16 protein-coding genes and 1 pseudogene are annotated in these 18,320 nt (G+C 67.4%); 13 read left to right on the top strand and 4 right to left on the bottom strand.

What is annotated here, in order from left to right; all coding sequences use genetic code 11:
- Window positions 1-193: 193 nt before the first annotated feature.
- Together guaA and guaB are read right to left on the bottom strand one after the other, a co-directional pair.
- Complete coding sequence (gene guaA, locus CAL24_RS08650; protein WP_028353391.1) at window positions 194-1,789, bottom strand: glutamine-hydrolyzing GMP synthase; 1,596 nt, start codon at window positions 1,787-1,789, stop codon at window positions 194-196.
- 92 nt (window positions 1,790-1,881) lie between these two features.
- On the bottom strand, window positions 1,882-3,342 hold the full coding sequence (guaB, locus tag CAL24_RS08645; RefSeq protein ID WP_028353392.1) for an IMP dehydrogenase: 1,461 nt from the start codon (window positions 3,340-3,342) through the stop codon (window positions 1,882-1,884).
- Window positions 3,343-3,510: 168 nt separating this feature from the next.
- On the opposite strand from guaB, the gene CAL24_RS08640 reads away from it, so the two are divergent.
- Window positions 3,511-4,092, top strand: a complete 582-nt coding sequence (locus CAL24_RS08640) for a DUF2239 family protein (RefSeq protein ID WP_094806411.1) — start codon at window positions 3,511-3,513, stop codon at window positions 4,090-4,092.
- 19 nt (window positions 4,093-4,111) lie between these two features.
- Here CAL24_RS08640 and CAL24_RS08635 read toward each other — a convergent pair whose 3' ends face one another.
- Complete coding sequence (locus tag CAL24_RS08635; RefSeq protein ID WP_094806410.1) at window positions 4,112-5,206, bottom strand: glycosyltransferase family 2 protein; 1,095 nt, start codon at window positions 5,204-5,206, stop codon at window positions 4,112-4,114.
- A 265-nt stretch (window positions 5,207-5,471) separates the two neighbouring features.
- On the opposite strand from CAL24_RS08635, the gene CAL24_RS08630 reads away from it, so the two are divergent.
- The 5 genes from CAL24_RS08630 to CAL24_RS24295 all read left to right on the top strand — a co-directional run bounded on the left by CAL24_RS08630 (window position 5,472) and on the right by CAL24_RS24295 (window position 9,674).
- Complete coding sequence (locus CAL24_RS08630) at window positions 5,472-6,092, top strand: hypothetical protein (protein ID WP_094806409.1); 621 nt, start codon at window positions 5,472-5,474, stop codon at window positions 6,090-6,092.
- A 149-nt stretch (window positions 6,093-6,241) separates the two neighbouring features.
- The gene (locus CAL24_RS08625; protein ID WP_094806408.1) at window positions 6,242-6,559 is read left to right on the top strand and encodes a co-chaperone GroES; all 318 of its coding nucleotides are present in this window, start codon (window positions 6,242-6,244) and stop codon (window positions 6,557-6,559) included.
- Between the two features lie 36 nt (window positions 6,560-6,595).
- Complete coding sequence (gene groL, locus CAL24_RS08620) at window positions 6,596-8,218, top strand: chaperonin GroEL (protein WP_094806407.1); 1,623 nt, start codon at window positions 6,596-6,598, stop codon at window positions 8,216-8,218.
- Between the two features lie 273 nt (window positions 8,219-8,491).
- Window positions 8,492-9,280, top strand: coding sequence for a PAS domain S-box protein (locus CAL24_RS08615; protein ID WP_249278499.1), 789 nt, complete (start codon window positions 8,492-8,494; stop codon window positions 9,278-9,280).
- Window positions 9,231-9,674, top strand: coding sequence for a sensor histidine kinase (locus tag CAL24_RS24295; protein ID WP_249278498.1), 444 nt, complete (start codon window positions 9,231-9,233; stop codon window positions 9,672-9,674). The genes CAL24_RS08615 and CAL24_RS24295 overlap by 50 nt, the downstream gene beginning before the upstream one ends.
- A 33-nt stretch (window positions 9,675-9,707) precedes the next feature.
- Here the strand turns inward: CAL24_RS24295 and CAL24_RS08610 are convergent, their stop codons facing one another.
- Complete coding sequence (locus tag CAL24_RS08610) at window positions 9,708-10,085, bottom strand: response regulator (RefSeq protein ID WP_094806406.1); 378 nt, start codon at window positions 10,083-10,085, stop codon at window positions 9,708-9,710.
- A gap of 280 nt (window positions 10,086-10,365) precedes the next feature.
- Between CAL24_RS08610 and CAL24_RS08605 the strand changes: the two genes are divergently transcribed.
- The 7 genes and pseudogenes from CAL24_RS08605 (at window position 10,366) to CAL24_RS08575 (ending at window position 18,315) form a co-directional block, all read left to right on the top strand.
- Window positions 10,366-11,343, top strand: a complete 978-nt coding sequence (locus CAL24_RS08605) for a LysR family transcriptional regulator (RefSeq protein ID WP_094806405.1) — start codon at window positions 10,366-10,368, stop codon at window positions 11,341-11,343.
- Complete coding sequence (locus CAL24_RS08600; protein ID WP_028353400.1) at window positions 11,340-12,800, top strand: flavin-containing monooxygenase; 1,461 nt, start codon at window positions 11,340-11,342, stop codon at window positions 12,798-12,800. The genes CAL24_RS08605 and CAL24_RS08600 overlap by 4 nt, the downstream gene beginning before the upstream one ends.
- Complete coding sequence (locus CAL24_RS08595) at window positions 12,797-13,777, top strand: ABC transporter permease (RefSeq protein WP_028353401.1); 981 nt, start codon at window positions 12,797-12,799, stop codon at window positions 13,775-13,777. Before CAL24_RS08600 ends, CAL24_RS08595 begins: the two co-directional genes overlap by 4 nt.
- On the top strand, window positions 13,774-14,676 hold the full coding sequence (locus tag CAL24_RS08590) for an ABC transporter permease (RefSeq protein ID WP_094806404.1): 903 nt from the start codon (window positions 13,774-13,776) through the stop codon (window positions 14,674-14,676). The genes CAL24_RS08595 and CAL24_RS08590 overlap by 4 nt, the downstream gene beginning before the upstream one ends.
- A pseudogene (locus CAL24_RS08585) lies at window positions 14,673-15,678 on the top strand (ABC transporter ATP-binding protein). The gene CAL24_RS08590 and the pseudogene CAL24_RS08585 overlap by 4 nt, the downstream one beginning before the upstream one ends.
- Entirely contained in the window at window positions 15,675-16,694 is a 1,020-nt protein-coding gene (locus CAL24_RS08580; protein ID WP_094806403.1) for an ABC transporter ATP-binding protein, read from the top strand. Before CAL24_RS08585 ends, CAL24_RS08580 begins: the two are co-directional and overlap by 4 nt.
- A 49-nt stretch (window positions 16,695-16,743) precedes the next feature.
- On the top strand, window positions 16,744-18,315 hold the full coding sequence (locus tag CAL24_RS08575) for an ABC transporter substrate-binding protein (protein ID WP_094806402.1): 1,572 nt from the start codon (window positions 16,744-16,746) through the stop codon (window positions 18,313-18,315).
- Window positions 18,316-18,320: the final 5 nt, after the last annotated feature.

Raw genomic sequence — 18,320 nt, 5'->3', positions numbered from 1 at the left:
AGGCGGCATGGTATCGAGTGCCGAACATGGCATCAGGTTCAAATCGTACCATCTACCATGCCATAGAAACGGGGTGCTTGGCGATGCGAAAATTTGCCAGACAGTGCAACGCCAAGAACGAAAAAAGCCCGCAATTACGCGGGCTTATGGGTGTTTTAATGCTCTTTGGTGCCGGTCTATACCGGACGTGGGATCATTCCCACTCAATCGTCGCCGGCGGCTTGCTCGACACGTCGTACACCACCCGGTTGATACCGCGCACTTCGTTGATGATGCGCGACGACACCCGGGCCAGCAGCGCGTGGGGCAGCGGCGCCCAGTCGGCCGTCATGAAGTCGAAGGTCTGCACCGCGCGCAGGGCCACCACGTATTCATAGGTGCGGCCGTCGCCCATCACGCCCACCGACTTCACCGGCAGGAACACCGCGAAGGCTTGCGAGGTCAGGTCGTACCAGCTCTTGCCGCTGGTCTCGTCGATGGTGCTGCGCAGTTCGTCGATGAAAATGGCGTCGGCGCGGCGCAGCAGGTCGGCGTATTCCTGCTTGACTTCGCCCAGGATGCGCACGCCCAGGCCGGGGCCGGGGAACGGATGGCGGTACACCATCTGCGGCGGCAGGCCCAGCGCCACGCCCAGTTCGCGCACCTCGTCCTTGAAGAGTTCGCGCAAGGGCTCCAGCAGTTGCAGGTTCAGCGTGTCCGGCAGGCCGCCCACGTTGTGGTGCGACTTGATCGAGGTGGCCTTGCCCGTCTTGGCGCCGGCCGATTCGATCACGTCGGGGTAGATGGTGCCCTGGGCCAGCCACTTGGCGCTCTTGAGCTTGGCGGCCTCGGCCTGGAACACTTCGACGAACTCGCGGCCGATGATCTTGCGCTTGGCTTCCGGGTCGGCCTGGCCGGCCAGCTTACCCATGAACTGCCCGGTGGCGTCGATGTGGACGATCTTCACGCCCATGTTCTCGGCGAAGGTCTGCATGACCTGCTTGCCTTCGTCCAGGCGCAGCAGGCCGTGGTCGACGAACACGCAGGTGAGCTGGTCGCCGATGGCCTTGTGGATCAGCGCCGCCGCGACGGAAGAGTCCACCCCGCCCGACAGGCCCAGGATGACCTCGTCGCTGCCCACTTGCTCGCGGATGCGGGCCACGGCTTCGGACACGTAGTCGGGCATGTTCCAGTCGCCCTGGCAGCCGCAGATCTCGTGCACGAAGCGCGACAGCATGGCCCTGCCCTGCACCGTGTGGGTCACTTCCGGATGGAACTGCACGGCGTAGAAGCCGCGGCTTTCGTCGGCCATGCCGGCGATCGGGCACGACGGGGTCGAGGCCATCAGCTTGAAGCCGGGCGGCAGCTCGGTGACCTTGTCGCCGTGGCTCATCCACACCTTCAGCATGCCGTGGCCTTCCGGGGTGGTGAAATCGGCCAGGCCGTCCAGCAGCCTGGTGTGGCCATGCGCCCGCACCTCGGCGTAGCCGAATTCGCGGTGGTCGGAAAAGCTGACCGTGCCGCCCAGCTGCTGCGCCATCGACTGCATGCCGTAGCAGATACCCAGCACCGGCACGCCCAGGTCGAACACGGCGGCCGGCACGCGCAGGGAGTCTTCCGCGTAGGCGGAAGCATGACTGCCGGACAGGATGATGCCCTTGAGCCCCTGCCCCGCCTGCTCGCGCACGAAGGCGTCGTCGACGTCGCCCGGGTGGATTTCCGAATAGACGCCGGCTTCGCGGACGCGCCGGGCGATCAGTTGGGTGACTTGCGAACCGTAGTCAAGAATGAGAATGCGCTGGTGGTGCATGGAGACTCTGCCGGTTAAATAAAAGCGCACCGGCCAGAACCGCGGGAGTTCTGCCGGTGCGCGATGGATTGCATTGTACTGGCCGGTGCGGATCAGTCGGCGCGGTAGTTGGGCGCTTCCTTGGTGATCTGCACATCGTGCACGTGGGACTCGCGCACCCCCGCCGAGGTGATCTCGACGAATTGCGTCTTGGTGCGCATGTCGTCGATGGTGGCGCAGCCGCAATAGCCCATGGAGGCCCGGATGCCGCCCACCAGCTGGTAGATGATGGCCAGCACGCTGCCCTTGTAGGGCACGCGGCCTTCGATGCCCTCGGGCACCAGCTTGTCGGCGTTGTTGGCCGGGTCCTGGAAGTAGCGGTCAGCCGAGCCGTCGGACATGGCGCCGAGGCTGCCCATGCCGCGGTAGGACTTGTACGAACGGCCCTGGAACAGCACCACTTCGCCGGGCGCTTCTTCGGTGCCGGCGAACATGCCGCCCATCATGCAGGCGAAGGCGCCGGCCGACAGGGCCTTGGCGATATCGCCCGAGTAGCGGATGCCGCCGTCGGCGATGAGCGGCACGCCGGTGCCCTCGAGCGCCTTGGCGACGTCGGCGATGGCGGTGATCTGCGGCACGCCCACGCCGGCCACGATGCGGGTGGTGCAGATGGAACCGGGGCCGATGCCGACCTTGACGCCGTCGGCGCCGTGCTCGACCAGGGCGCGCGCCGCCTCGGCCGTGGCGATGTTGCCGCCGATGACCTCGACCTTGGGGAAATTCTGCTTGACCCAGCGCACGCGCTCCAGCACGCCGGCGGAATGGCCATGGGCGGTGTCGACGATGATGACGTCGACGCCGGCCGCCACCAGTTTTTCGACCCGTTCTTCGGTGCCGGCGCCCACGCCCACGGCGGCGCCCACGCGCAGCTGGCCCTGGGCGTCCTTGTTGGCGACCGGGTGCTCGGTGTTCTTGACGATGTCCTTGACGGTAGCCAGGCCGCGCAGTTCGAAGGCGTCGTTGACGATCAGCACGCGCTCCAGGCGGTGCTTGTGCATCAGCGCCTGGGCTTCTTCCAGCGTGGCGCCCTCTTGCATGGTGACCAGGCGTTCCTGCGGCGTCATGATGTTGCGCAGGGGCTGGTCCAGGCGCTCTTCGAAGCGCAGGTCGCGGTTGGTGACGATGCCGACCACCTTCTTGCCCTCGACCACCGGCAGGCCGGAAAAGCCGTGCTGGCGCTGCAGGGCGATGGCGTCGCGCACTTTCATGTCGGGCGTGACGGTGACCGGATCGATGACGATGCCGAACTCGTGGCGCTTGACGCGGGCCACTTCCTTGGCCTGCTCGTCGGCCGACAGGTTCTTGTGGATGATCCCGATGCCGCCTTCCTGGGCCATGGCGATGGCCAGGCGCGATTCGGTGACGGTGTCCATGGCGGCGGACACGAGCGGGATGTTCAGGGTGATGTTGCGAGTGAGGCGGGTGACCAGGGAGGTGTCGCGCGGCAACACCTCGGAGTACGCAGGCACCAACAACACATCGTCGAAGGTGAGCGCTTTTTGGACGAGACGCATGGGGAACTCCGGGCGCAAAGCAAGATTATACGCCGTTGAAGTGTTTTTACTAGGTGTTTCCCCTTACAGGGGACAGGTCTAATCTGGTTGCACAAATTAACCCGGGTAATATTGACTGTAATTTTTACCCGGATAATAATTAAGGCTCTGCAACCTGGGAGAGCACCCATGAATACGAGCGACTCTCTGTCCCTCTGCACGGCCTTCGACGGCCACCGGCGCATCGCCTCGGGCGACCTGGCGGCGGTGGCGCTGGCGGTCAAGCATGCCGTGGACGCCCATGCGGCCGGGCCGGTCCTGATCTACAGCGACGCCACCGGGCGTCTGGTCGATGTCGATTTGCGCGGCTCCGACGCCGAAATCGTGGCGCGTCTGACGCCTGCCGCAGCCGCGCCGCCGGACGACGCCCCCGGCGTCCGTGGCCGCGGCCGGCCCAAACTGGGGGTGGTGTCGCGCGAGGTCACCTTGCTGCCGCGCCACTGGGAATGGCTGGCCGCGCAGCCGGGCGGCGCGTCGGTGGCCTTGCGCAAGCTGGTCGAAGAAGCGCGCCGCGCCAATGAAGACCAGGACCGGCTGCGCCAGCGTCAAGAGGCCGCCTATGCCTTCATGTCGTCCATCGCCGGCGACATGCCGGGCTTCGAGGAAGCCACGCGCGCCCTGTTCGCCGGCGACCCGGACCGTTTCGCCGAATGCGTGGCGGATTGGCCGGCGGACATACGCGAACACGCGACGCGGCTGGCGTTTGCATGAACGAGGCGCCGGCGCGGCATCAAGGAGACCGGCGCGATGCTCCGTTGATCCAGGGCCCGGCCGCCGGCTTGCGCGCGGCCTGGGCCCCGGCGGGCCCCTCTGCCCTGCGGCCGGTCCGTTTCATCGAGCGCCGCAGGGTGAAATCGGCTGGAGCGAGCATGGGGCGGACCGCCGGCTGCGGCGCCGCGCCGCTCTGCCGCGCCGCGCAGGCCACCGTCGTGGCCGCGGCTTCTTCGGTGGCTTCCAGCCAGTCGAGCAAGCGACTCTTCGGCCGCGTGCTGCCCATCACCGTGTGGTAGCGATCGCGCAACCGCTCCCGCCACATCCCGAAAGCGTGCCGGTACTTTTGCGCCTGACCCGTGCCGCGCAGATGCTCGTAAATGGACTCGCGAATCGCCAGGTCGGCGTAGAACCGCTTCTCCAGCCCGCGCTGGACGGATTCTCCCGGCTTGCCGGGCGTGGCGCGGCGCACGCCGGCATGCTGGCAGTAGTAAACGCGGGAGGCCGGCGCCGGCCGGAAGTCGATCGCCGCCAGGGCGGCACGCAACAGGTAATCGTCATCCTCCTGGGACGTCAGCGCGGTATTCCAGCCGCCGATCCGCTCGACCGCGGCGCGCGTAAACAGATAACCGTGGATCGGCACGAACCAGGTTCCGGCGATCATCGCCGCCAGGCGCTCGTCCGCGCTCAGGTCCGGCGGTCCGACCAGCTCGCCGACCGCGCCGCTGTCCCAGCGGTCCTGGTATGACGCCATGGCGATGGCGGCCGCGTCGGTATCCAGCGCCCCAACCAACGATTCGAGCGCACCTGGATGCATGATGTCGTCATCGTCGATGAAATGAATCAAATCGCATGAACTCACCGCGACCCCGCGATTGCGCGCGACGGCAGGGCCCGAGTTGGGCTGCCACAGATAAACCAGCGGAAAATTCGGGCGGCAGGTGCGGCGCCACGCCGCTATGGCCTGCTCGGTATCGGGTTGCGAACCGTCGTCGATGACGATGACCTCTGTCGGCCGGCATGTCTGCCGGGCAAGGCACTGCAGCGTCCTGACCACGAAGTCGGGCCGGTTGTGAGTGGCCACGACGGTGCTGATTAGCCTGTTGTTGCTCAACGTTTATTCTCCTAAGCACAAAATGTTCTCTGCCCTTGCCAAGAAAGGGCACGCCTTGAGTCACTAGGGAATCAGAATCAACGAAAAGCCTGCTGGTCCGGCGGGGGACCAGGCGGACTGCGATGGCGATATAAGGGCGGACCGCCCGGATTCAAGTCGCCGCGCCGCCGGCTTGAGCATCGCCATGCGAGGCGATAAATTAATTCAGAGCGATATCGTTGCCTCGGCCTTGTTGCAAGGCTGGCGAACTCGATGAGGTATACGGATGGATATATTCGAGACCATCGCTACGCACGCGGCCGCCCTGCGGCTGCCGCTGTATGCCGTCACGGCGACCGCCATACAAAAATCCGACACGCCGGTCATGGTGATCATGCACTGGCACGGCTTTCGCAAAAGCGGGCAGATGCCGGGCGAGCTGGATTCCGTCGCCGGCTCGGCGGTGCAAATCAATCAGCGCTGGCACGACTACGCCGACATCGACCGCGCGGTGCTGGATGCCGGCTGGAAGCTGGGTGCCTGGGACGTGGAGCGTGTGGCCCGGCCGGCGTGGTGGCGCCTGAACGCCCCCGTCTCCGAAGCACTGGCCGGCCACCGGGCTTTTGGCGATTATTCCGACCTGCCGGAGTCCGATAACGCGGTCATCCTCGACGCCCCGGACCAGCAGATGCTGCTCGAGTTGGCGGCCCGGCGCGGCTATTTGCGCTGGCTGTTCAGGCCCCGGAAAGGCGGGCTCTGGAAGCAGTTGGACGACGACGATTGCACCCTGGATGCCGACGGCGGGCGCTCGGCGCCCTGCCCCGTGCCTGTACAGGCGGAGGGGCGGCAACTGCGCCGCCGGGTGCTTTATCGCCTTGGTCGCGGAAGAAACATTTTGATTCAATAAGTTTCATCGAGAATCAAACCAGGCTCTTGAAGCGCTTCCGGGCGCCCATAAATTTCTCGCGCACCCGTCCTGGGTGGTACGGCATGCGGCCGCGCCAGGCCGCGCTGGAATTCACTTTTTGATGATTCAAGACTTAAGGAGATAGAGTCATGAAGATCCGTCCCCTTTATGACCGGATTGTCGTCAAGCGAATCGAACAGCAGCGCAAGACAGCCTCCGGCATCGTCATTCCCGATACGGCGGCGGAAAAACCCGAACAGGGAGAGGTGATCGCGATCGGCAGCGGCAAGCGCAATGCCGATGGGTCGATACGCGCTCTCGAACTCAAGGTCGGCGACCAGGTGCTGTTCGGCAAATACGCCGGCCAGGCTGTCAAGGTCGATGGCGAAGAGTTGCTGGTCATGCGCGAAGAAGATGTCTTCGCCGTGCTCGCTTCCCAAAATGATCAATTGAAGAAGGCGGCGTAAAGCCCGCCAGGCCAATGACACATCAAGGAGCAAGACATGAGTGCCAAAGACGTTAAGTTCCACGATAACGCCCGCAGCCGGGTGGTCAAGGGCGTCAATATCCTGGCTGATGCGGTGAAGGTCACCCTCGGCCCGAAGGGGCGCAACGTGCTGCTCGAGCGCAGCTTCGGCGCGCCGGTCATCACCAAGGACGGGGTTTCTGTGGCCAAGGAAATCGAACTGCAGGACAAGTTCGAGAACATGGGCGCGCAGATCGTCAAGCAAGTGGCCTCCAAGACCGCCGATGTGGCCGGCGACGGCACGACGACCGCGACGGTCCTGGCGCAGTCCATCGTCCAGGAAGGCATGAAGTACGTGGCTTCGGGCATGAACCCGATGGACCTCAAGCGCGGCATCGATCAAGCCGTAGCCGCGGTGGTCGAATCCCTGCGCAAGATGTCCAAGCCGATTTCCACCAGCAAGGAAACGGCGCAGGTGGCCGCGTTGTCGGCCAATGCCGACGAGGCGATCGGCAAGATCATCGCCGACGCAATGGAAAAAGTCGGCCGCGAGGGCGTGATCACGGTCGAAGACGGCAAGTCGCTGGACAACGAACTCGATATCGTCGAGGGCATGCAGTTCGACCGCGGCTACCTCAGCCCGTACTTCATGACCGACCCCGAGAAACAGGTCGCCCAGCTCGAGGACCCGCTCATCCTGCTGCACGACAAGAAGATCTCCAGCGTGCGCGAGCTGTTGCCGGTACTGGAAAGCAGCGCCAAGGCCGGCAAGCCCCTGCTCATCGTCGCTGAAGACGTGGAAGGCGAGGCGCTCGCGACGCTGGTGGTCAATGCCATGCGCGGCGTACTGAAGGTGGCGGCCGTCAAGGCGCCGGGCTTCGGTGACCGCCGCAAGGCGATGCTGGAAGACATCGCGATCCTCACCGGCGCGACGGTCATTTCGGAAGAAACCGGCAAGCAGCTGGAGAAAGCCACGCTGCAAGACCTGGGCAGCGCGAAGCGGGTCGAGGTGCGCAAGGAAGACACCATCATCATCGACGGCGCCGGCAAACAGGACGCCATCGAGGCTCGCGTCAAGTCGATCCGCAAGCAGATCGAAGACGCCACCAGCGACTACGACCGCGAAAAGCTGCAGGAACGCGTGGCCAAGCTGGCCGGCGGCGTGGCGGTCATCAAGGTCGGCGCCGCGACGGAAGTCGAAATGAAGGAAAAGAAAGACCGGGTCGAAGACGCCTTGCATGCCACGCGCGCAGCCGTCGAAGAAGGCATCGTGCCGGGCGGTGGCGTGGCGCTGCTGCGCGCCCGCGCGGCGATCGAGCAGCTCAAGGGCGCCAACGCCGACCAGGATGCGGGCATCCGCATCGTCCTGCGAGCCCTCGAGGCGCCGCTGCGCGCGATTGTCGCCAACGCCGGCGACGAGCCGTCGGTGGTCGTGGCCAAGGTGGCGGACGGCAAAGGAAACTACGGCTACAACGCCGCCACGGGCGAATACGGCGACCTGGTCGATATCGGCGTCGTCGACCCCACCAAGGTCACACGGACCGCGCTGCAGAACGCGGCGTCGATCGCGGGGCTCATCTTGACGACGGACGCCACCGTGGCCCAAGTTCCGGAAGAAACCAAGCGGCAGGCCGCGCCGGCCGAAGCCATGGACTTCTGAGCGCCAGCCCGGGCATCGCGCCATGGCAGCGGGCGCGATGCCTTTTCCAGCCAGCGCCGCGAGGGAATGCGATCGCCCTCGCGGCGCGGCGCCGCCGGATATGCAAGACCATTAGCAGTCCCGTACAAACGCTGCCAACTGTGCATGCCGGATAGAGAGTATGCTTCTTTGTCCCGCGCGGCGGATACGCCAAGCCGGCCCCGCATCAGCCGCATCGATCTCCATCGATTCGGGCGCCATCCAGCGACAAGCAGCCTTACCCATGGAATCCCGATGACCACGCGCCGAGCCGGGCTAGACGAAAGGAATCAAATCACCAACCTCGCCGGCCTCGACGAGCCCTACCGCTATAAAGTCCTGGTGGAGGCGGTGCTCGACTATGCCATTTTCCTGCTCGACGCAAACGGCTTCGTGGCCAGCTGGAATGCCGGCGCGCAGCGATTCAAGGGTTATCGGGCCGCCGAGATCATCGGCAAGCATTTTTCTTGCTTCTATACCCCGGACGATCGCGCCGCCGGCGTGCCCGGCCGGGCGCTGCAGACCGCGACCACCGAGGGGCGCTTCGAAGCGGAAGGCTGGCGCGTCCGGAAGGATGGGTCGCAGTTCTGGGCGAGCGTGGTCATCGACCCGATCCGCGACGATGCGGGCAGGCTGATAGGCTATGCCAAAATTACCCGGGACATAACCGACAAGCGCCAGGCCAGGGAAGAGTTGCGCGCCGCCCAGGAAGCGCTGCACCAGGCCCAGAAAATGGAAGCGCTGGGCCGCCTGACAGGCGGGCTGGCGCACGACTTCAACAACTTCCTGTCGGTCATCGGCGGCAATGCCGAACTGCTGCGCAACCCGGCCTTGCCGCCGGACAAGCGCCTCTACCATCTGGACTCCATTGCAGATACGACGCGGCGCGCGGCGCAGCTGACCAGGCAGATGCTGGCCTATGCCCGCCGCCAGTCTCTCCAGCCGACCGCATTCGACGTGCGCGACTGCATCGACGGAATGAATCCGCTGTTCGATGCCCACGGTCGGCTCGGCAATCCAGGTCGACTACCGGCTCGCCGATGAGCCTTGCGTCATTTGCGCCGACCGCAGCCAGTTGGAAACGGCGCTCCTGAATCTCGTGATCAACGCGCGCGACGCCATGCCGTCGGGCGGCAGGCTCGAGATCCACGTCCGATCCGTCGGCGCCGTCCCGAAAGTCTCGCACGGCCACCGCGCCGGCGGACGGCACGTGGCCATCGTGGTCCGGGACAGCGGCACGGGCATGCCGCCCGAGACGCTCGGCCAGATATTCGAACCATTCTTCACGACCAAGCCGGCCGGCCAGGGCACCGGCCTCGGGCTGAGCCAGGTGTTCGGCTACGTCTCGCAGTCCGGCGGGCAGATCGACGTCTCCAGCACTCCGGGCACCGGCACGACATTCACCCTGTACTTCCCGCAAGTGGCGCCGGCCGCCTGAACCCGCCGCTGCCGCGGCGGCGGGCGCACCGGCTCACGCGGCATCCGGGTGCGACAACAGCAACTGCTGCAGCCTGGCGATGACATCCCCCGGCAGCCACGGCTTTGCCAGGAAGGCACTGCCCGGCGGCAGGTCGGCGGCCGACGGGTGGTGACGGCCGGAGGTAATCAGTATCGCGGTCCCCGGGAAGGCGGCGCGGATCTTCGCCGCCATGGCCAGGCCGTTCATGGAGCCCGGCATCTCGATATCGGTCACCACCGCCTGGATATCGGGACGCAAAGCCATGCATTGCATCGCCTCGTCGGCGTCGCCGGCTTCGCATGTCTCGTAGCCTTCGACCGCCAGGAGCTCGGCCAGCAGCCAGCGCACGGTGGCATTGTCGTCCACGACAAGGACGGCCGTCTTCGGCATACCTACGTCCGGCACTGCGCTGGCTACATCGGTCATTGGCCCTACCGCCGCTGCGGAAAATAATTAATCCCGGGTATTTTGGTTGCGACCAGGCATCGGTACAAGGGGCGTAACGTTTGCACATCGATGCGTGTTCCGCCAGCACAACAGTCCCTGGCGGCCGCACGGGCGTAGCGCCGGCTGGCGCGCCGGGCGCTAGGGGAATTTACTTATGTCATTTAAGTATTTGTAAGGCACATACTAGCGGCGCAAGAATTCGTCTTTGACATAAACCAAAGAAATGGAATTACGCCAGCTGGAGGCCTTTGCGGCCGTCATGTCCACCGGCAGCGTGACGGCTGCCGGCCGATTGCTGGGCCGTTCGCAGCCCGCGATCACCCGCCTGATCCAGGAACTGGAGGCGGAGATCGGCTATGCGCTGTTCACCCGCAACGGCCCGCGCGTCACGCCCACCGAGCAAGGCTTTCTTCTTTACGATGACGTCGAACGGGCGCTGGTCAACCTGCAGCAGATCCGCAACCGCGCCGAGGAAATCGCGCGCGGCGATGCGCGGCCGCTGCGTCTGGCGGCGACCTCGGCCCTGTCCACCGGCTTGCTGCCGGCCGCCCTCAAGCGCATCGAAGCGCATACCGCCACCTCCCACATCCACATCCGCAGCGCTTCGCCCGAGCGCGTGCTGCACGACGTGCTGACCGGGGCCGCCCAGCTGGGCGCCACCAGCCTGCCGCTGGAGCACCGCGGGCTGACGGTCCACTGGATCGGCCAGGCGCCGTGCGTGGTGGCGCTGCCGGCCGACGACCCGCTGGCCGCGCAGGCCACCGTGCCGGCCGAGGCGCTGGCCGACCTTCGCCTCATCACCATGGCTAACCCCTATCGGCTGCGCCGCCGGCTCGACCAGGCGCTGGCCGACCGCGGCGGCAAGCGGCCGGGCCTGATCGAGACCAACTCGTCGGTCAACGCGCTGGCGGCCGTGCGGGCCGGCCTGGGCGCCGCGGTGCTGGAACCGGTGACCGCCTACGGCGCACCGCTGGAGGGCGTGGCGATCCGCCTGCTCGATGTGGAGATTCCTTTTTTCTTCGGCGTGATCACGCCGCAGTCGCAGCCGCCCCTGCCCGCCGTCCTGGCGACCGCCGAAGCGCTGGCGGAGGCCGCCGCCGAACTGCTGCCCGGCTTCGTGCGCCACGCGGCCAGCGAGCACGCCGCGCTGCTGCAATCCATCTACGGCGAAGCCACCCCTCTTTCGGATTCCGCATCATGACCTCGACCGCCGCAAGCTCGCCGTCGGGCCTGGCCGCGCTGGAAGCGCGCCTGCGCCAGGACCTGGCCTGGCTGGATCTCCCGGCCCGGCGCTGGGTGCCGCCCTGTACGGTGGATGGCCAGCCCGTGCTGGACGTCGCCATCATCGGCGGCGGCATGGCCGGCCTGGCGGCCGCCGCCGCGCTCCACCACCTGGGCGTGCAGGCGCCCGTCTTCGATCGCGCACCGCAGGGTTATGAAGGCCCGTGGGCCACCACCGCGCGCATGGAGACACTGCGCTCGCCCAAGCAACTGACCGGCCCGGCCCTGGGCCTGCCGGCACTGACGTTCCGGGCCTGGTTCGAGGCGCAGTTCGGCGCGCAGGCCTGGGAAGAGCTGGACAAGATCCCGCGCCTGCAGTGGATGGACTACCTGCGCTGGTATCGGCGCGTGCTCGACCTGGACGTGCGCAACCTGCATGAAGTGCGGCGCGTGGCGCCGCGCGGCGATGGCGTGGTGCAGCTGGACATCGCTTCGCCGGCGGGTGCCGCCTGCGTGCTGGCGCGCCGCGTCGTGCTGGCGACCGGCCGCGACGGCCTGGGCGGCGCCTATGTGCCGGCATTCGCGCGCGCCCTGCCGCGCAACCGCTGGGCGCATTCGTCGGACCCCATGGATTACGCCACGCTGGCCGGCAAGCGCGTCGGCGTGATCGGCGCCGGCGCCTCGGCCATGGACAGCGCGGCCACCGCGCTGGAAGCCGGCGCGGCCAGCGTCGACCTGCTGATCCGCCGCGCCGACATCCCGCGCGTCAACAAGGGCAAGGGCGCCGGCAATGCCGGGCTGGTGCATGGCCACCTGGGCCTGCCCGACGACTGGAAATGGAAGATCCGCCACTACATCAATGTGCAGCAGGTGCCGCCGCCGCGCGGCAGCACGCTGCGCGTGTCGCGCCACCCCAATGCGCGCTTCAACCTCGGCTGCCCGGTGCTGGATGCCGCCATGCAGGGCGACGAGATCCGCATCGCCACGCCGCGCGGCGTGTTCGCGCTGGACTTCCTGATCCTCTCGACGGGCTTCCGCATCGACTGGCATGCGCGGCCCGAGTTCGCCGCCCTGGCGCCGCACGTGCGCGCCTGGGGTGATCGCTATACCCCGGCGCCCGGCCAGGAAGACCAGGAACTGACCGACTCCCCCGACCTCGGCCCGGCCTTCGAGCTGCAGGAAAAGACCCCGGGCGCCTGCCCGGGCCTGGAGCGCGTGCACTGCTTCGCCTACCCGGCCGCGCTGACGCACGGCACAGTGTCGGGCGACATCCCGGCCATCAGCGACGGCGCCAAGCGGCTGGCGCAGGGGATCGCCGGCCTGCTTTACCGCGAGGATGTGGCCCAGCACTACGCCAACATGGAAGCCTTCGCCGAGCCCGAGGTCTACGGCGACGAATGGGTGCCCGCCGAGGGCGTGCAGGAGCCGCTCGCATGACCGCCTGGCTGCTTCGCCGCCTGGCTCAGGCGCTGGTGGTGGTGCTGTTGATGACGCTGATCGTCTTCATCGGCCTGCACGCCATCGGCAATCCGGTCGACATCCTGATCGGCCAGGATGTCGACCAGGTCGAGCGCGCGCGCATCATCGCCCGGCTGGGCCTGGACCAGCCCCTGTGGCGCCAGTACCTGGCCTTCCTGTCCGGCGCCCTGCATGGCGACCTGGGCAACAGCTTCGTCTACAACATGCCGGCCATCCAGCTCATCCTGGACCGCATGCCGGCCACGCTGGAACTGGCCGTGGCCGCGCTGTTGCTGGCGGTGGTGATCGGCCTGCCGCTCGGGCTGCTGGCCGGCCTGTACCCCGAGCACCCGCTGTCCAAGGCGCTGATGGCCGGCAGCATCGTGGGCTTTTCGCTGCCCACGTTCTGGGTCGGCCTGATGTTGATCATGGCCTTCAGCGTATCGCTGGGCTGGTTGCCGGCCAGCGGGCGCGGCGCGACGCGCGAACTGCTGGGCGCGCAGTGGTCGTGGCTGACGCTCGACGGCCTGCGCCACCTGATCCTGCCGGCGCTGAACCTGTCGCTGTTCAAGATCTCGCTGGTGATCCGGCTGACCCGCGCCGGTGTGCGCGAAGTGCTGCCGCTCGACTACGTCAAGTTCGCCCGCGCCAAGGGCCTGTCGCCGCTGCGCGTGGTCGGCGTGCACGTGCTGCGCAACACGCTGATCCCGCTGGTGACGGTGCTGGGGCTCGAACTGGGCTCGACCATCGCCTTCGCGGTCGTCACCGAGAGCATTTTCTCGTGGCCGGGCGCCGGCAAGCTGATCCTGGACAGCATCAACGCCCTGGACCGGCCGGTCATCGTGTCGTACCTGGTGGTGATCGTGTGCCTGTTCGTGACGCTCAACCTGGTCGTCGACATTCTGTACAAGCTGCTGGACCCACGGGTACGGCTGGAAGCGGAGGCCGCCCGATGAACACCGTCGCCATCCCCCTGCGCCGCGAATCGCCATGGCGCCGCAACCTGGCGGAGTTCTTCGCCTCCCGGGTGGCGGTGCTGGGCCTGGCGGTGTCGGCGGTGCTGATCCTGGCCGCCGCGCTGGCGCCCTGGATCACGCCGCAGAACCCCTACGACCTGCTGCAGCTGGACGTGCTCGATGCGCGCCTACCGCCCGGCACGGAGAACGGCCTGGGCACCTACGTCTACCTGCTGGGCACCGACGGCCAGGGCCGCGACCTGTATTCCGGCATTCTGTACGGCCTGCGCATCAGCCTCATGGTGGGCGTGGGCTCGGCCCTGATCGCCGGCGTGGTGGGCACGCTGATGGGCCTGCTGGCGGCCTACGCCGGTGGCCGCGTCGACGCCCTCATCATGCGCGTGGTCGACCTGCTGCTGTCGTTCCCTTCGATCCTGGTGGCCATGATGATCCTGGCCTACCTGGGCAAGGGGGTCGGCAACGTGGTGCTGACGCTGGTGATCCTGGAATGGGCCTACTACGCGCGCACCGCGCGCGGCCAGGCGCTGGTCGAGCGGCGCCGCGAGTATGTCGAAGCGGCGCGCTGCCTGGACATTCCCGACTGGCGCATCATGCTGCGGCACATCCTGCCCAATTGCCTGCCGCCGCTGATCGTGATCGGCACGCTGCAGATCGCGCGCGCCATCACGCTGGAAGCCACCCTCAGCTTCCTGGGCCTGGGCGTGCCGATCACCGAGCCGTCGCTGGGCCTGCTGATTTCCAATGGCTACCAGTACATGCTGTCGGGCGATTACTGGATCAGCTTCTACCCCGGCATCGCGCTGCTGGTGACCATCGTGGCCATCAACCTGGTGGGCGACCGCCTGCGCGACGTGCTGAACCCGAGGACGCACAAATGACCGCCGCGCCCCCGTCCGCCGCCGGCGCGCCGGCCACCCTGCAGGTGCGCGACCTGCGCACCCATTTCTTCACGCGTGCCGGCGTGCTGCCGGCGGTCGACGGCGTGTCCTTCACGCTGGAGCGCGGCCGCATCCTGGGCCTGGTGGGCGAATCCGGCTCGGGCAAGTCGGTGACCGGCTTCTCGATCATGGGGCTGGTGGATGCGCCGGGCCGCATCGTCGGCGGCGAGGTGCTGTTCCAGGGCCGCGACCTGACCCGCCTGGCGCCGCGCGAACTGCGCGCCCTGCAGGGCAACCGCGTCGCCATGATCTTCCAGGACCCGATGATGACGCTCAACCCGGTGCTGCGGGTGGACGCGCAGATGATCGAGGCGGTGCGGGCCCACAGCCGCGTGACCCGCGGGCAGGCGCGCGCCCTGGCGCGCGACACGCTGGGCATGATGGGCATCCCCAGCCCCGAAGACCGGTTGCGCGCCTACCCGCACCAGTTGTCGGGCGGCATGCGCCAGCGCGTGGCGATCGCCATCGCGCTGCTGCACCGCCCCGACCTGATCATCGCCGACGAGCCGACCACCGCGCTGGATGTCACCATCCAGGCGCAGATTCTTTCCGAAGTGCAGAAGCTGGCGCGCCAGCACGGCACCAGCCTGATCTGGATCACCCACGACCTGTCGGTGGTGGCCGGGCTGGCCGACGAAGTCGCCGTGATGTATGCCGGCCGCATCGTCGAGCACGGCCCGGTCGACGACGTGCTGGACGCGCCGCTGCACCCCTACACCGCCGGCCTGATCGGCAGCCTGCCCGGCAACAACCGCCGCGGCCAGCGCCTGCGCCAGATCCCCGGCATGACCCCGAACCTGCTCGAGCTGCCGGCCGGCTGCGCCGGCGCGCTGCCCGCGCGCCGGCGCAGCCTGCGGCGAACGCCCCGCCATGACTCAACCCGCGCCGCGCCGCCTGGTGCGCTGCTTCTATCCGACTCTCAAGGTCGCGGAGGTGGCATGAACGCTTCCGCCACGACACCGGCGCCCATGATCGAACTGCGGCAGGTCAGCAAGCGCTTCGGCGAGCGCCGCGTAGGCGCCGCCGGACGGCTGGCGCAGCGGCTCGGGCTGGCCCGTCCTCCCGCGGTGACGCGCGCCGTCGACCATGTCGACCTGCTGGTGCGGCCGGGTGAAGTGGTCGGCCTGGTGGGCGAGTCGGGCTGCGGCAAATCGACGCTCGGCCGCATCGCCGCCGGCCTGCTGCCGCCCTCGGCGGGCGAAGTGTGGTTCGACGGCCTGCCGCGCGGCCGCATGGATGCCCGCCAGGCGCATCGCGCGCGCCTGCAGGTGCAGATGATTTTCCAGGACCCGTACGCCAGCCTGAATCCGCGCCTGCGCGTGGACCAGATTGTCGGCGAGGCGGCCGCCATCCACGGCATCGCGGGCCGCGGCGAACTGGACGACTATGTCAGCGCCCAGTTGCAGCGCGCCGGCCTGGACCCGGCGCTGCGCCATCGCTATCCCCACCAGTTCAGCGGCGGCCAGCGCCAGCGCATCGGCATCGCGCGGGCGCTGGCGGTGCAGCCGTCGGTGCTGGTGTGCGACGAGGCCGTGGCCGCCCTCGACGTGTCGATCCAGGCGCAGATCCTCAATCTGTTCATGGACCTGCGCGAGCAACTGAGCCTGACTTACCTGTTCATCAGCCACGACCTGGGCGTGGTCGAGCACCTGTCGGACCGCGTGGTCATCATGTACCTGGGACGCGTGGTCGAGAGCGCGCCGGTCGAGCAGGTCTTCCGGCGCGCCAACCATCCCTATACCCAGGCGCTGCTGGCGGAGATCCCGCGCCTGGACGCGCGCCACAAGACGTTCACCGCCATCAAGGGCGAGATCCCGAGCCCCTTGCACCCGCCCCCCGGCTGCCATTTCCACCCGCGATGTCCGCACGCAATGCCGCGCTGCAAAGTGGAAGCGCCCACGCTGAAAGGCATCGCCATCAATCACCTGAGCGCCTGTCACCTGAATGACGGGAAATGAACCGGCCGGCTCGCCGCCGCCCCCAATCCTCCCAATGGAAACCCGAACCATGAAGCGCCTGATCCTGACCTCCCTTGCCGCCGCCCTCGTCGGCCTGTCGGCGGCCGCCGCCGCGGACGACCTGAGCATCGGCTTCGCCGACCCCCTGTCGTCGCTGGACCCGCAGCTGAACAACCACGCGGGCGACCGCTCGGTCGACCTGCATTTCTGGGACCTGCTGGTCGAGAACAAGTGGAACAAGCTGCAGCCCGGCCTGGCCCTGAGCTGGAAGCCGCTCGACAATACCACCTGGGAATTCAAGCTGCGGCCCGACGTCAAGTGGCAGGACGGCCAGCCGTTCACCGCCGAGGACGTCATCTTCTCGTACACGCGCGCCCGCGACGTGCCGGGCAGCGTCGCCACCTTTGCCGGCTACCTGCGCACCATCGAGTCGATGCAGGCGCCCGATCCGCTGACGCTGGTCATCAAGACCAAGATCCCCAACCCCGACCTGCCGCTCAACCTGGCCTCGGTGCACATCGTCAGCAAGCACGTCGGCGAAAAATCCAGCACCGAAGACTACAACTCGGGCAAGGCCGTGATCGGCACCGGCCCGTACAAGTTCGTGTCCTACACGCCGGGCGACCGCGTCATCATGGCGCGCAACGACGGCTACTGGGGCGAAAAGCAGGTCTGGGACAAGGTCAACTACCGCTACATCAACAACGCCGCGGCCCGCACCGCCGCGCTGCTGGCCGGCGACGTGGACGTGATCGACAAGGTGTCGGTGTCCGACCTGGACAAGCTCAAGAAATCGCCCGGCGTGACGGTGTTCCCGTACGACGGCCTGCGCGTCATGCTGCTGCAGCCCAGCTTCAACCCGGCGCCCAACCCGTACATCACCGACAATGCCGGCAAGCCGCTGCCCAAGAACCCGCTGCTGGACGTGCGGGTGCGCCAGGCGCTCAGCATCGCCATCAACCGCCCCGCCATCGTCGACCGGATCCTGCAGGACGCCGCCACCGTGGCCAACCAGTGGATGCCCAAGGACACCTTCGGCTACAACCCGGACATCCGCGACATCGCCTACGACGCCAAGCGCGCCAAGGCCCTGCTGGCCGAGGCCGGCTACCCCGAGGGCTTCAACCTGACCATGCACGTGCCCAACGACCGCTATCCGCAAGGCCCCGAGACGGCGCAGGCGGTGGCGCAGTTCTGGACCCGCATCGGCGTCAAGACCAAGGTGGAAGTCATGCCGTGGGCCGTCTATTCCAGCCGCGCGCGCAAGAATGAATACGCGGTCAGCATGCTGGCCTGGGGCAACGGCACCGGCGAAGCCAGCTATGCGCTGGTCAATGTGCTGGCCACGGTCGCGCCCGACAAGGGCCTGGGCGCCTCGAACTGGGGCCACTACAGCAATCCCAAGGTCGACCAGGCGCTGGCGCAGGCCACGGCGGAATTCGACACGGCCAAGCGCGAGGCCATCCTGCGCACGTCGGCGCAAGTGGTGTCGGACGACGTGGGCGTGATCCCGCTGTACCACTACAAGAACATCTGGGCGGCCCGCAAGGGCCTGAAGGTCACGCCGATGACCAGCGACCGCACCGCCGCGCAGATGGTCAGCAAGGCGGACGCACAGTAACCCGC

The sequence above is a fragment of the Bordetella genomosp. 2 genome (genome assembly GCF_002261345.1).
GTDB lineage: Bacteria > Pseudomonadota > Gammaproteobacteria > Burkholderiales > Burkholderiaceae_B > Bordetella_A.
Note: the sequence above shows the minus strand (reverse complement) of the source record. Positions and strands in the feature narration are given on the sequence as shown.